Below are 14,515 nucleotides of genomic sequence, written 5' to 3'. Positions count from 1 at the left end.
CGCGAACGCGGGTCGATCGGATACCAAGTCCCTATGGCGGTCTTCGTAGCGCTCGGCGCGTTCCTGATGACGCTGGCCGGCGGCTGGACGGCACAGCGCGTGACCGACCGCCGTCACCTGGTCCTGGGCCTGGCCGGCGGACTGATGCTCGGTGTGGTCGGCCTGGACCTGCTGCCGGAGGCCCTGCACGCGGCCGACGACGAGGTCTTCGGCGTCCCCGCGGCCCTGCTCCTGTTCGTGGCCGGCTTCCTGCTGGCCCATCTGGTGGAACGCCTGCTGGCCGCCCGCCAGGCCGCGCACGGCGGCGGGGAGCACTCCGACCGGGTCCCCGAGGTGGGCCTGACGGCCGCGGCCGCGATGGTCGGCCACAGCGCGATGGACGGCGTGGCGATCGGCGCGGCCTTCCAGGTGGGCGGCGGCATGGGCACGGCGGTCGCGCTGGCCGTGGTCGCCCACGACTTCGCGGACGGCTTCAACACGTACACGATCACGAGCCTGTACGGGAACGCCCGCCGCCGGGCGCTGGTCATGCTCTGGGCGGACGCGGCGGCCCCGGTGCTGGGCGCCGCCTCGACGGCCTTCGTGACCATCCCGGAGGGCCTGCTCGGCGGCTATCTCGGCCTCTTCGGCGGCGCGCTCCTCTACCTCGCGGCCGCCGAGATCCTCCCCGAGGCCCACCACGAACACCCCGCCCGCTCCACCCTGCTGTGCACGGTCGCGGGGGTGGGCTTCATCTGGCTGGTGGTGGGCCTGGCGAGCTGACCCGGGGGCATCTGGCCGGTCGTGGGCCTTGCGGGCCGACCCGGAGGCATCTTGCCGGTCGTGGGGCCGGTGGGCTGATCCGGCGGCTCTGTCCGCGGCGGGGTTCACAACTTGCCACCCCGTGAGCCGTCCCGGCGCGCGGGCGCGATGAGGGTGGAGAGATACGGCAGGGCGGACCCGTCGAGTTCGGCGGCCGACCGGATGGACTCACCGTCGAGGCCCAGCGCCGATCCCCATACGGCGTCCTCGATCCGCCCGGTCTCCCGGAGCGCCTCGGCCACCTCGGCGGCCTGCCGCCCGAACTTGTAGGCGACGACGGTCCCGGGACCGGCCAGGGCGTCCTTCAGCACGGCGGCCCCCGCGGTCACCGGCACCAGCGTGAGCGGCTCGGTGCCCTCGGTGAGCACGGCACCCGACCGTGCCGCGAGATCCTGCATGGCGGTGATGCCGGGCACGGTCTCGACGACCACGTCGGGCACGAGCTCGCCGATGGTGTGCGCGAGATAGGTGAAGGTGGAGTACACGTTCGGGTCGCCGATGGTGGCGAAGGCGACCGAGCCGTGGGTCCGCAGCAGCTCGGCGACTCGTTCGCCGGCGGCGTCCCAGGCGGCCTCGCGCCGGCTGTGGTCACTGCGCTCGTTGAGGGCGAAGACGACCCGCAGGACCTTCTCCTGCGGCACGTAGTGCAGCACGGTGGCCTCGGCCCGACCCCGTTCCCCGCCGTCTTTTCCATCAGATGCAGCCATGACCGGTACCACGACCACGTCGGCGGCGCGCAGGGCGTTGACACCCTTGACGGTCACCAGCTCCGGATCCCCCGGCCCGACCCCGACCCCGACCAACCTGCTGCTGCTCATGACGTCCGGCACCTCTCCACGAACCGACGGGCGACACCGGGCTCCGAGGCCCAGTGCGTGTGCAGATAACTCGCGTGCACACCACGCTGTACGAAACCTTCGAGCCGTCGCCGCGGGGTACGCACACCCCAGGCCGCGATGTCCCCGGCGCCGGGCTCCACCACGGTCCGGTGGAACTCGTGCCCCCGCATCCGGGTCCCGGCGACCGCCAGCGCGCTGTCGCTCACGGCGACGGCGTCCCGGTACCCGAGCGTGAGCGCCTCCGTCATCCGCGCCTCGGCGTCGAGCACCCCGCACATCGGCTGCCCGTCCAGCTCACGGCACAGGTACAGCAGCCCGGCACACTCGGCGGCGACGGGAGCGCCGGTCTCTGCGAGGGCGGAGACGGCTTTGCGGAGCGGTTCGTTGGCGGACAGCTCGGCGGCGAACACCTCGGGGAACCCGCCCCCTATGACCAACCCGGCCGTACCGTTCGGAAGTTGCTCATCGTGCAAGGGGTCAAAGACGACTACCTCGGCCCCCGCGGCGGCGAGCAGCTCGCTGTGCTCGGCATAGGAAAAGGTGAAGGCGGGACCGCCGGCGACAGCGATGACTGGCGGGTGCGGCGGCGTGGGGGCTGGTCGCGCAGTTCCCCGCGCCCCTGGGTGGGTGACCTGAGCCGAAGAGAGCACCTCAGCCGCATCCCAGGCCGCACACGGCAACGCGCCCGCACCCCGCGCCAGCCCGGCCAACGCCTCCAGATCGCACCCTTGAGAAACCTGCTCCGCCATCGCCGCGACGGAGTCCACCGCCTCCGCCCGCCGCTCGGCGACCGGCACCAGCCCCAGATGCCGCGACGGCGTATCGACCTGCGCCGCCCGCCGCAACACCCCGAACACCGGCACCCCGGCAGACTCCAACGCCTCCCGCAACAACGCCTCGTGCCGGTCGGACGCGACCTTGTTGAGGATCACGCCCCCGACCCGCACCTCCGGATCCCACGAGGCGAACCCGTGCACCAGAGCCGCCACGGACCGGGACTGCGACGACGCGTCCACGACCAGCACCACCGGCGCCCGCAGCAGCTTGGCGACCTGCGCGGTGGACGCCAGTTCACCCTCCCCGGCGGCCCCGTCGAACATCCCCATCACGCCCTCGACGACGGCGATGTCGGCCCCGCGCGCCCCGTGCAGGAACAGCGGAGCCACCAACTCCGGCCCGCACAGGTACGCGTCGAGATTCCGCCCCACCCGTCCGCTCGCGAGCGCGTGGTACCCGGGATCGATGTAGTCCGGCCCCACCTTGTGCGGGGACACGGTGAGCCCCCGCGCGGCGAACGCGGCCATCAGACCCGTGGCGACGGTGGTCTTGCCGCTGCCCGAGGAGGGCGCGGCGATGACCAGCCGGGGGACGGAGGACGAGGAACTCACGACGACATCACCACTCGATGCCCCTCTGGCCCTTCTGCCCCGCGTCCATCGGATGCTTGACCTTGGACATGTCGGTGACGAGATCGGCGAACCCGACGAGCTTCTCGGGTGCGTTCCGTCCGGTGATCACGACATGCTGCGTCCCCGGCCGGTTCCGCAGCACCTCGACGACCTCATCGGTGTCCACCCACCCCCAGTGCATCGGGTAGGCGAACTCGTCGAGCACGTACAGCCGGTACGTCTCGGCGGCGAGGTCCCGCTTGACCTGCTCCCAGCCCTCCCGGGCCTTCTCCTCGTTGTCCATCTGGGCATCTCGCTGGACCCAGGACCAGCCCTCACCCATCTTGTGCCAGTCGACGGACCCGCCCTCGCCGCTCGCGCCGAGCACCCGCAGCGCGTTCTCCTCGCCGACCTTCCACTTCGCCGACTTGACGAACTGGAACACCCCGATGGGCCACCCCTGGTTCCAGGCCCGCAGCGCGAGCCCGAACGCGGCGGTCGACTTGCCCTTCCCGATCCCGGTGTGCACGACCACCAGCGGCCGGTTCCGGCGCTGACGGGTCGTCAGTCCGTCGTCCGGCACGACACTCGGCTGCCCCTGCGGCATTACGCGGCCCTCCTCTGTACGTCCTTCACCAGTCCGGCGATCGAGTCGGCCCGCAACTCGTCCAACGTCACCGCCGTACCGCCCAGTTCACCGGCGAGCTGTCCGGCGAGCCCCAGCCGTACGGGCCCCGACTCGCAGTCGACCACGACCGAGGCGACCCCTCCCGCCGCGAACAGCCGGGCCGCCCGCCCCGCGAGAGCGACCGGCTCGGGACCGCCGGTGGCCCGGCCGTCCGTCACCACGACGACCAGCGCCCGCCGCGCGGGATCCCGCAGTCGCTCCACCCGCAGCACCTCGTGCGCCCGCAGCAGCCCTGCCGCGAGCGGGGTGCGCCCACCGGTCGGCAGGGTCTCCAGCCGGGCCGCCGCCGCGTCCACCGACGAGGTCGGCGGCAGCGCCACCTCCCCGGTCGTGCCCCGGAAGGTCACCAGACCCACCTTGTCGCGCCGCTGGTACGCGTCGAGGAGCAGTGACAGCACGGCACCCTTCACCGCGCTCATCCGCTGCCGTGCCGCCATCGACCCCGAGGCGTCGACGACGAACAGCACGAGATTGCCCTCGCGCCCCTCACGCGTCGCCTGCCGCAGATCGTCCCGCCGCACGACGAGACCGCGACCCGAACGCCCACGGGCCCGCTGATGCGGCGCCGCCGCCTGCACGGTGGCCGCCAGGTGCAGCTTGGTGAGCGCCCCCTGAGGCCGCCGCGCCCCGGTCGTCCGCCCGTGCTCGGTCCGCGCTCGCGACCGCCGCCCGGCGACCCCGTCGCCGAGCCCGGGCACGCTGAGCACCTTCGTCCGGAAGGGCTCGGAAGCCCGTACGGCCGACTGCTCCCCGGCGCCGGCCCCGGAAGGCTGCGGCTCGCCGCCCTCACCGGCCTCCGGCTGGGCCCCGGACCCGCCCCCGTCGGTCTGCGGACCGTCCGGCGACGGCGGCTGCCCGCCGCCCCCACCGGGGCCGTCCGGATCCGGCTGGTCATCGTCGTCGGAGCCGCCGAACTCCTCCAGCGTCTCGTCGAGCTTGTCCTCGTCGAGTCCCGGCGCGTCGAAGGGGTTGCGGCGCCTGCGGTGCGGCAGCGCGAGCAGGGCGGCCTGCCGTACGTCCTCCGCCAGCACGTCGGTCCGCCCGGCCCACGCGGCCAGCGCGGTCGCCGTGCGCGCCATCACGATGTCGGCCCGCATGCCGTCCACCTCGAAGGCGGCACAGGTCGCCGCGATCTGCCGCAGCGCCCCGTCCCCGAGCCGCACCGACGGCAGCAACTCCCGTGCCGCGACGACCCGTTGCCGTACGGCGGCCTCCTCGGCCGCCCAACGGGCCGTGAACCCCGCCGGATCGTCGTCGTAGGCGAGCCTGCGCCGGACCACCTCCACCCGCTGGTCCGGCTCCCGCGAGGCCGCGACCTCCACGGTCAGCCCGAACCGGTCGAGCAACTGCGGCCGCAGCTCGCCCTCTTCGGGGTTCATCGTGCCGACCAGCAGGAACTTCGAGGCGTGCCGCACGGAGACGCCCTCACGCTCGACGTACGACGCCCCCATCGCTGCGGCGTCGAGGAGCAGGTCCACCAGGTGGTCGTGGAGGAGGTTGACCTCGTCGACGTAGAGGATCCCGCGGTGCGCGTCGGCCAGGAGGCCCGGCTCGAAGGCCTTCACGCCCTCCGCGAGCGCCCGCTCGATGTCGAGGGCGCCGACGAGCCGGTCCTCGGAGGCGCCGACGGGCAGTTCGACCATGCGGGAGGGGCGCGTGGAGCCGTTGCCGGGCTCGTGCGGTCCGTCCGGGCACGACGGGTCGGGCGCGGCCGGGTCGCAGGAGAAGCGGCACCCGGCGACGACCGCCACCTCCGGCAGCAGCGCCGAGAGGGCGCGGACCGCCGTGGACTTGGCGGTGCCCTTCTCGCCGCGCACCAGCACCCCGCCGACCGCCGGCGAGACGGCGTTGAGCAGCAGCGCGAGCCGCAGGTCGTCCTGGCCTACCACGGCCGTGAAAGGGAAGGGGGTGGTCACTGGTCGTCGCCCTCCAGGTCGCCTTCGAGCTCCAGATAGGTGGCCCGCAGCCGCTCCAGCGTCTCCGCGTCCGGCTCGGCCCACAGTCCGCGGTCGGCGGCCTCCAGGAGCCGTTCCGTGATGCCCCGCAGCGCCCAGGGGTTGGACTTCTTCATGAAGTCCCGGTTCTCCGCGTCGAACACGTACTCAGCGCTGAGCTTCTCGTACATCCAGTCGTCCACGACCCCGGCGGTGGCGTCGTACCCGAAGAGGTAGTCCACGGTCGCCGCCATCTCGAAGGCGCCCTTGTAGCCGTGCCGGCGCATGGCCGCCATCCAGCGCGGGTTGACCACCCGGGCCCGGAACACCCGGTGCGTCTCCTCGCCCAGCGTGCGCGTCTTCACCTGGTCCGGAGTCGCCGAATCGCCCACGTAGGCCTCGGGGTTGGCGCCCGTCAGGTGCCGCACCATGGCGACCATGCCGCCGTGGTACTGGAAGTAGTCGTCGGCGTCGACCAGGTCGTGCTCCCGGGTGTCGACGTTCTTCGCGGCCACGTTGATCCGCCGGAACGCGGTCTCCATGTCCCCGCGCGCCGCCCGCCCGTCGAGCCCGCGCCCGTAGGCGTAGCCGCCCCACACCGCGTACACCTCGGCGAGGTCGGCGTCCGAACGCCAGTTGCGGGCGTCGATCAGCGGCAGCAGACCGGCCCCGTAGGCGCCCGGCTTGGACCCGAAGACCCGGGCCGTGGCCCGCCGCCGGTCGCCGTGCTCGGCGGTGTCCTCGTCGGCGTGCGCCTTCACGAAGTTGCGGTCGGCGGGCTCGTCCAGATCGGCGACCCTGCGCACCGCGTCGTCGATCAGCCCGACCACGTGCGGGAACGCGTCCCGGAAGAACCCGGAGATCCGCACGGTGACGTCGATGCGGGGCCGCCCGAGCTCCTCCAGGCCGATCACCTCGAACCCGGTCACCCGCCGCGAGGCCTCGTCCCACACCGGACGGCAGCCCAGCAGCGCCAGGATCTCGGCGATGTCGTCGCCCTGCGTACGCATCGCGGAGGTGCCCCAGACCGTCAGGCCGACGGACTTCGGGTACTCCCCGTTGTCGGCCAGGTACCGCTGCACCAGCGAGTCCGCGAGGGACTGCCCGACCTCCCAACTCAGCCTGGACGGGATGGCCTTGGGGTCCACGGAGTAGAAGTTCCGCCCGGTCGGCAGGACGTTGACGAGCCCGCGGGTCGGCGAGCCGGAGGGCCCGGCCGGGACGTAACCGCCGTCCAGGGCCCGGAGGATGTGGTCGATCTCGTCGGTGGTACGGGCGAGCCGTGGCACGACCTCGTTGCAGGCGAACTCCAACACGGCGATCCCGTCGGGGAGTTCGACACCGAGAACGCCCCGCAGGACGGCCGGGACGACCGAGACGTCCCAGTCCCGTGCCTCCATCCCCTCCGCGACCCGACGGCACAGCTGCTCCAGCAGGTCGATCGCGTCGGCGGCGGTACGGGACGGGCCCTCGACGAGGTCGGACAGCTCGACCGGGACCTTCACCGGCGCCCCCGGCTCGGCGAGCAACTCCTTCTCGTCGAGGCCGAAGTGAGCGGCGAACGAGGCCCGCAGCCCCGGCAGGGCGTTCGCCTGCCCGCCCCACACCTGCGAGGCCCGCAGCACCGCGAGCACCAGGTTCACCCGGGCCTCGTCGACCGGCCCGCCACCGAGGATGTGCAGCCCGTCGCGGATCTGCACGTCCTTGATCTCGCACAGATAGCCGTCGATGTGCATGACGAACTCGTCGAAGTCGTCGTCGTCCGGCTGGTCCTCGACATGCAGGTCGTGGTGGAGCTCGGCCGCCTTGACCAGCGTCCAGATCTGCGCCCGCACGGCAGGCGCCTTCGTCGGGTCCAGGTCGGAGACGAGCGCGTACTCGTCGAGCAGCTGCTCCAGCTTGGCGAGGTCGCCGTAGGTGTCGGCCCGTGCCATCGGCGGCACCAGGTGGTCGACGACGGTGGCGTGCCCGCGCCGCTTGGCCTGGGTGCCCTCGCCGGGGTCGTTGACGATGAAGGGGTAGACCAGCGGCAGCTCACCGAGCACCGCGTCCGGGGCACACCCCCCGCTCAGGCCGAGCCCCTTGCCCGGCAGCCACTCCATCGTGCCGTGCTTGCCCATGTGGACGACCGCGTCGGCACCGAACGAGTTTTCAAGCCACCGGTAGGCGGCCATGTAGTGGTGGGACGGCGGCATGTCCGGGTCGTGGTAGATCGCGATCGGGTTCTCCCCGAAGCCGCGCGGCGGCTGGATCATCACGACGACGTTCCCGAACTGGAGGGACGCCAGCACGATGTCGTCCCCGTCGACGTACAGCGAGCCCGGCGGCTCCCCCCACGCCTCAAGCATCGCGTCCCGCAACGACGGGTCCAGTTTGTCGAACCACGCCCGGTAGTCGGCGAGCGGCACCCGCGCGGGCGCCGCGGCCAGCTGCTCCTCGGTGAGCCACTCGACGTCGTGGCCACCGGCGTTGATGAGCCGGTGGATCAGTTCGTCACCGTTGTCCGGATGCCCCTCGACCACGTACCCGGCGTCCCGCAGCGCGTCCAGCACCCGCACCGCCGAAGCGGGTGTGTCCAGTCCTACCGCGTTGCCGACCCGCGAGTGCTTGGTCGGGTACGCGGTGAAGACCAGCGCCAGCCGCTTCTCGGCGTTCGGCTTGTGCCGCAGCTTCGCGTGCCGTACGGCGATCCCGGCGACCCGTGCGGCCCGCTCCGGGTCGGCCACGTACACCGGGACGTCGTCGGGCCCCTGCTCCTTGAAGGAGAACGGCACGGTGATCAGCCGCCCGTCGAACTCCGGGATCGCGACCTGCATGGCCGCGTCCATGGGGGAGAGGGCGGCGTCGGACTCGTCCCAGACCGCGCGGGACGACGTGAGGCAAAGCCCTTGCAGGACGGGCACATTGAGGTCTGCGAGCGCCCCGATGTCCCATGCCTCCTCGTCACCGCCGGCCGAGGCCTGCGAGGCGTGGGTGCCGCCGGCGGCGAGGACGGTGGTTACCAGGGCGTCGGCCGAGTCGAGGACCATGTAGAGATCGAGGTCCGCCCCCCGCAGCGAGCTGCAGAACACGGGAAGGGCGTTGGCGCCCCCCGCCTCGATCGCATCGCACAAGGTGTCCACGAAGGCGGTGTTGCCGCTGAGTTCATGAGCCCGGTAGAAGAGCACGCCGACGGTCGGACGGTCCGCGTCGATCGGACGGTCGCCGTGGATGCCCCACTCCGGCATCTTCTGCGGCTCGACGAACCCCTCACCCGTCAGCAGCACGGTGTCGGAGAGGAACCGCGCGAGTTCGGTGAGGTTCCCGGGCCCGCCCTCCACGAGGTACTTGAGCGCCTCGGCCACCACACCAGCCGGCACCGACGACTCCGCCATCAGCTCGGCGTCCGGCACGGACTCCCCGCCCAGCAGCACGGTCGGGACGCCGGACGCCTTCAGCGCGGCCAGCCCGTCCTCCCAGGCCCGCTTGCCGCCGAGCAGCCGTACGACGGCGATGTCCGCGCCCTCGATCAGCGCCGGCAGCTCCTCCGCGACATCCACCCGGGTCGGATTGCCGATCCGGTAGTCGGCACCCCCGGCGGCCCGGGCCGCCAGCAGGTCCGTGTCGGCGGTCGACAACAACAACACTGTGCTCATGCGGGCGCTCCCGGTGGAATGAAAGGCAGTCCTTGCGGCGCGCCGGACTCGATGAGCCGCCACAGCGCGTCCGTGTCCGCGTGCTGTTCGATCAGGTCGCCGAGCCGGTCGAGCTGCTCCTCGCGCAGCGCGGCGAACGAGGTGTCGGGGGCGGGCACGAACCGGCGGCCCGCGGCGGCCGCCACCTCCCGCAGGAAGGCCCGTCGGAACCCGTCCGACTCCAGGGAGCCGTGCCAGTGCGTCCCCCAGGTCTGGCCGACCCGGCAGCCGTCCAGGAAGGCTTCCCCGCCGCCTACTTGGGCCACCCCGTGATGGATCTCGTACCCCTCGACCGGCTCCCCGAGGGCCTCGCCGACCGGCCGGGTGAGGGTCTTCTCCCGCGCGAACCGCACGCGGACGGGCAGCAGTCCGAGGCCGTCGACCGAGCCGGCGCGCGATTCGACCTCGTCCTCGATGTGCTCGCCGAGGATCTGGAACCCGCCGCAGATGCCGAGCACGGGCCGCCCCTCGGCGACCCTGCGCGAGATGGCCTCCGCGAGCCCCCGCTGCCGCAGCCACTCCAGCGCGCGGACGGTTCCCCGGGTGCCGGGGACGACGACGAGGTCGGCGTCGGCCAGCTCCTCCGCCCGGTCCACGAACCGCACCACGACACCCGGTTCGGCGGCCAGGGCGTCCACGTCGGTGAAGTTGGACATCAGCGGGATCGCGCAGACGGCGACCCGCAGCACGTCCTCACCCACCGGAGGGCTCACCGAGGACTCCCGGACGGTGCCCCGCAGGGACACCCGCAGCCCGTCCTCCTCGTCGATGCCGAGCCCGTGCCGGAAGGGCAGCACGCCGTACGTGTGCCGCCCGGTGAGCCCGTGAAGCATCTCCAGTCCCGGCTCCAGCAGCGAGACATCCCCCCGGAACTTGTTGACGAGGAACCCGGCGACCAGCGCCTGGTCCTCGGGGGAGAGCAGCGCGACGGTCCCGAAGAAGGAGGCGAAGACCCCGCCGCGGTCGATGTCACCGACGACGAGAACCGGAATGCGGGCATTACGGGCGATGCCCATGTTCACGATGTCGGTCCGCCGCAGATTGATCTCGGCGGGACTGCCGGCTCCCTCACAGATCACCGCGTCATACGTGCCCCGCAACTCGGCGAGGCAGTCGAGCACGGTCCCGAGCAGCTTCTGCTGCCGCCCGCCGTGATAGCCACGCGCGCTCAGCTCGCCCACGGGCTTGCCGAGCAGCACGACCTGACTGCTCTGCTCCCCACCGGGCTTGAGCAGCACGGGATTCATCAGCGCGGTCGGCTCGACCCGGCAGGCCTGCGCCTGCATGGCCTGCGCCCGCCCGATCTCGGCACCCTCCCTCGTCACGAACGAGTTGAGGGACATGTTCTGCGCCTTGAACGGCGCGACCTTCACCCCCTGCCGCACCAGCCACCGGCAGATCCCGGCGGTCACGACGCTCTTTCCCGCGTCGGAGGTGGTGCCGGCGACAAGAAGCCCCCCGCTCATGCCGTACGTCCCTTCCGGATCAGCCGTGCGGCGACCGCACCGGCGCCGAGCGCGAGCAGCCCGACCCGCCGCGACAGCCGCACGGCACGCTCGATGTCGTACGAGGCCACAGCGCGCCCGTCCCCGTTGAGCACGGGCCGGTGCTCGATGCGCCCCCCGTAGGAGAGCGTCCCGCCGAGCCGCACCCCGAGCGCCCCCGCGAAAGAGGCCTCCACGGGCCCGGCGTTGGGGCTCGGATGCTTTCCGGCGTCCTGACGCCACGCCCGCCGGGCACCCCGCGGATCCGCCCCGGCGACCGTCGCCAGTACGGCGGTCAGCCGTGCCCCCGGCCACCCGGCGAGGTCGTCGAGCCGCGCGGAACCCCACCCGAAGCGCCGGTAGCGGACCGACTTGTGACCCACCATGGCGTCCAGCGTGTTGACGGCCCGGAACCCGAGCAGCCCCGGCACCCCACCCACGGCACCCCACACGAGCGCGCCCACGACGGCGTCGGAGGTGTTCTCGGCGACGGACTCCACGACGGCCCGGGCGATCCCGTCGGCGTCGAGGGCCTGCGGGTCCCGCCCGCACAGATGCGGCAGCCGCTCCCGGGCCGCCTCGACGTCCCCGGCCTCCAGAGCCCGGCCGATGAGCCGCGCCTCGCGGGCCAGTGAAGTCCCGCCCACCACGGCCCAGGTGGCAGCGCCGGTGAGCAGGACGGAGGCGGTTCGGGAGGAACGTACGGCATGCTGCGCCACGGCCCCGAGCCCCACCGCGCCGCCCACGCACACGGCGGTGTGCAGCGCGCCCCAGCCCCGGTGGTCCCGCCACAGCACCCGCTCCACAGCACCCGCGGCCCGCCCGAACACGGCGACCGGGTGCCCGCGACGCGGGTCACCGAGCAGGAGGTCACCGATCAGACCGGCGGCGGCGCCGTACGCGAAAACGCGATCGGCACGCACCGGGTCAGCCGATCGCAGGGTCGTTCAGGTGCCTGGTACCGCTGGTGGATCGGCAGGCGAGCATCGCGTCATGTCCTCACTCAGGGTGTCCACGCCCTGGTTCGACGAGTCCGGCGGCGAGAGTTCCTGGCTCCCGGGGGTGTCTACCCCGGTGACAGTGGCGGGACCGCGCCGGATTCGCACCGGCTTCCTCTCCTGCTGCCGTAAATGGCTCCGGCAGTCCACCACGGGCCTTCGAGACCCGTCAACTTGCTGTTGACCTGCGACGGGGGAGTGTGCAGAACCCCACACCACGGGTCACACGGGGACGGCCGGGCGGGCGCAGAACTCGGGGTTCCGTGCCCACCCGGCCGTCGGGTGACGAGGTGTCGTCAGGCCACGATCAGATAGATCCCGTACGCCACCGCCGCCGCGCAGGCCGCGAAGCAGGCGTAGGCGCCGGTGACCGCGAGAGCGGCCGAGCCGCCCTGGGCGGTGGCCCGCTCCTGGCGGGAGAGGCCCATGATGCCGAGGGTGAACAGGGCCACGAGGCCCACGGTGACGACGAGGCTGACGCCGAAGACGGAGCCGAGGGCTTCCCAGTCGATCTTCATGGTGAGGCTTCCTTAGGACTGGTGCGGGCTCAGACGGCGGCCGGCGGGGCGGCCGTTTCCGTGGCGGTGGCTTCCGCGGCGGTGGGCGGGGCCGGGATCGTGGCGGTGAGGCCCTCGGTCACGGTGCCCGCGGGCGGCGGGGTCACGGCGGCGATCGCCTGCGTCACCACACCGGCCGGCTCGTCGGTCGCGTTGACGTTGGACGCGTCCACCACCTCGCGGCGCGAGATCTTCCAGATCGCCGCGCTGGAGGCGACGAGGAAGAGCGCCACGACCGCGGTGCCCCAGTCACCGAGACCGGTGACGGACTCGGCGAGCGCGCCGACCAGGGCCGCCGCCGGGAGGGTGAGCCCCCAGGCCACGAACATCCGGGTGGCCGTGGACCACCGCACGACCCCGCCCTTGCGGCCGAGGCCCGCGCCCATCACCGAACCGGAGACGACGTGCGTGGTGGACAGGGAGAAGCCGAGGTGGGAGGAGGCCAGGATGGCGGTGGCCGCGCTGGTCTGGGCGGCGAAGCCCTGCTGCGGCTCGAGCTCGGTCAGGCCCTTGCCCATGGTGCGGATGATCCGCCAGCCGCCGATGTACGTGCCGAGCGCGATGGCCAGGCCCGCGGAGAGGATGACCCAGGTGGGCGGGTCCGAGTCGGGGGCGACGGCGCCGCCGGCGACCAGGGCGAGGGTGATGATGCCCATCGTCTTCTGCGCGTCGTTGGTGCCGTGGGCCAGCGAGACCAGGCCGGCCGAGGCGATCTGACCGCCGCGGTAGCCCTTCGCGGCGGCCTTGCCGTCGGCCTTCTTGCCCAGCGAGTAGGAGAACCGCGTGGCCAGCATGGCGGCGACGCCCGCGACGATCGGGGCGGCGACCGCGGGGATCAGAACCTTGGTGACGAGCGCGTCACCGTGCACCGCGCCGAAGCCCGCCGAGGCGATGGTGGCGCCGATCAGGCCGCCCATGAGGGCGTGCGAGGAACTGGAGGGCAGGCCCACCAGCCAGGTCAGCAGGTTCCAGAGGATCGCGCCGACCAGGGCGGCGAAGATGACCTCGGGACGGATGCCGGTCTCGTCGACGAGACCCTTGGAGATCGTGTTCGCGACCTCCACGGAGAGGAAGGCGCCCACAAGGTTCAGCACGGCGGACATGGCCACCGCGACCTTGGGCTTGAGCGCACCGGTCGAGATGGTGGTGGCCATCGCGTTGGCGGTGTCGTGAAAACCGTTCGTGAAATCGAACGCGAGTGCGGTCACAACCACAATCGCGAGGATCAGCGAGAAGTTTTCCATTTACCCAGGCAATCGTTCGAGGTCATTGGCATGTTGAAGGTAAGTAACCTGAGTGAACGGAAGATGAACTGAGGCAGGCCGCACGGTGACCGTAATCTCAGGCGATTGCCGGGCCCGGCCCCGCGGCCCCCGCGCGACCCATCCGTCCCGGAGCCAGGGGCTGGCAGGATCACGGCATGGCTGAGGAACAGCACGAACCGCGCAACGTACAGGGCAGCGGACAGCAGGAGGCGGAGGCCTGGGCCGAGCTGGTCGACACGGCCCGCCGGACGGTCTCCGACGGACTGGTCGTCGGCACCTCCGGCAACGTCTCGGTCCGGGTCGGGAACACGGTTCTCGTCACCCCGTCCGGCGTCCCCTACGACCGCCTCACACCGGCCGACCTGACGGGCGTCGACCTCCAGGGCCACCAGGTCCTCGGCACCCTGGTCCCCACCAGCGAACTCCCCATGCACCTCGCGGTCTACCGCAGCACCGACGCCCGCGCGATCGTCCACACCCACGCCGTGCACGCCACGGCCGTCTCCACCCTCGTCCCCGAGCTCCCGGCGATCCACTACATGACCGGCGCGCTCGGCGGCCCCGTCCGGGTCGCCCCCTACGCCACCTACGGCACCGACGAGCTGGCCGAGAACATGCTCCGAGCCCTCAGCGGCCGCACCGCCTGCCTCCTCCAGAACCACGGCACGATTGCATACGGCGCGAGCCTGTCCCAGGCGTACGACCGCACGGCCCAACTGGAATGGATGTCCCACCTCTGGCTCACGGCCCGCTCGGTACCGGACCTGAGCCCCCACCTGCTGACGGAGGAACAGGTGAGGGAGGCGGGGGAGCGCTTGCGGGGGTACGGGCAGCGGGGCTGACGATCGCCTACGGGGGCGCGGGGAACTGCGCAGAACGCCCGCCCC

11 protein-coding genes and 1 riboswitch are annotated in these 14,515 nt (G+C 72.4%); of the genes, 2 read left to right on the top strand and 9 right to left on the bottom strand.

The genetic code is table 11. The features are described 5' to 3' along the window. Positions 1-33: 33 nt before the first annotated feature. Positions 34-762 (top strand): ZIP family metal transporter, encoded by a 729-nt coding sequence (locus H295_RS0138910; protein ID WP_020140770.1) that lies wholly within the window; start codon positions 34-36, stop codon positions 760-762. A gap of 104 nt (positions 763-866) precedes the next feature. On the opposite strand, the gene cobI is transcribed toward H295_RS0138910, so the two are convergent. From cobI to H295_RS0138865, 9 genes are all read right to left on the bottom strand, one after another. Further along, positions 867-1,619, bottom strand: coding sequence for a precorrin-2 C(20)-methyltransferase (gene cobI / locus H295_RS0138905; RefSeq protein ID WP_199788675.1), 753 nt, complete (start codon positions 1,617-1,619; stop codon positions 867-869). Further along, a complete protein-coding gene (locus H295_RS0138900) occupies positions 1,616-3,028 on the bottom strand; it encodes a cobyrinate a,c-diamide synthase (RefSeq protein ID WP_020140768.1) in 1,413 nt (470 codons plus the stop codon). The genes cobI and H295_RS0138900 overlap by 4 nt, the downstream gene beginning before the upstream one ends. Before the next feature lie 7 nt (positions 3,029-3,035). Next, positions 3,036-3,635 carry a cob(I)yrinic acid a,c-diamide adenosyltransferase gene (gene cobO, locus H295_RS0138895; RefSeq protein ID WP_020140767.1) on the bottom strand — a complete coding sequence of 200 codons (600 nt, stop codon included), beginning with the start codon at positions 3,633-3,635 and terminating at the stop codon, positions 3,036-3,038. After that, positions 3,635-5,632: a putative cobaltochelatase gene (locus H295_RS0138890; RefSeq protein WP_020140766.1), complete on the bottom strand. Its 1,998-nt coding sequence runs from the start codon at positions 5,630-5,632 to the stop codon at positions 3,635-3,637. The genes cobO and H295_RS0138890 overlap by 1 nt, the downstream gene beginning before the upstream one ends. Then, positions 5,629-9,285: a cobaltochelatase subunit CobN gene (cobN, locus tag H295_RS0138885; protein WP_028810155.1), complete on the bottom strand. Its 3,657-nt coding sequence runs from the start codon at positions 9,283-9,285 to the stop codon at positions 5,629-5,631. Before cobN ends, H295_RS0138890 begins: the two co-directional genes overlap by 4 nt. Continuing rightward, positions 9,282-10,790: a cobyric acid synthase gene (locus H295_RS0138880; RefSeq protein ID WP_020140764.1), complete on the bottom strand. Its 1,509-nt coding sequence runs from the start codon at positions 10,788-10,790 to the stop codon at positions 9,282-9,284. Before H295_RS0138880 ends, cobN begins: the two co-directional genes overlap by 4 nt. Further along, positions 10,787-11,731: a cobalamin biosynthesis protein gene (locus H295_RS0138875; RefSeq protein ID WP_020140763.1), complete on the bottom strand. Its 945-nt coding sequence runs from the start codon at positions 11,729-11,731 to the stop codon at positions 10,787-10,789. The genes H295_RS0138880 and H295_RS0138875 overlap by 4 nt, the downstream gene beginning before the upstream one ends. 97 nt (positions 11,732-11,828) lie before the next feature. Next, a riboswitch (cobalamin riboswitch) is annotated at positions 11,829-11,972 on the bottom strand. Between the two features lie 130 nt (positions 11,973-12,102). Next, a complete protein-coding gene (locus H295_RS0138870; protein ID WP_020140762.1) occupies positions 12,103-12,324 on the bottom strand; it encodes a hypothetical protein in 222 nt (73 codons plus the stop codon). A 29-nt stretch (positions 12,325-12,353) separates the two neighbouring features. Beyond that, positions 12,354-13,607: an inorganic phosphate transporter gene (locus tag H295_RS0138865; protein ID WP_020140761.1), complete on the bottom strand. Its 1,254-nt coding sequence runs from the start codon at positions 13,605-13,607 to the stop codon at positions 12,354-12,356. Positions 13,608-13,783: 176 nt separating this feature from the next. Here H295_RS0138865 and H295_RS0138860 point away from each other — a divergent pair, with 176 nt between their 5' ends. Beyond that, positions 13,784-14,470: a class II aldolase/adducin family protein gene (locus H295_RS0138860; RefSeq protein ID WP_020140760.1), complete on the top strand. Its 687-nt coding sequence runs from the start codon at positions 13,784-13,786 to the stop codon at positions 14,468-14,470. Positions 14,471-14,515 lie beyond the last annotated feature (45 nt).

Origin of the sequence: Streptomyces sp. 351MFTsu5.1, assembly GCF_000383655.1 — a bacterium.
Taxonomy (GTDB): Bacteria; Actinomycetota; Actinomycetes; order Streptomycetales; family Streptomycetaceae; genus Streptomyces; species Streptomyces griseorubiginosus.
This window is presented reverse-complemented; position numbering and strand designations above follow the sequence as displayed.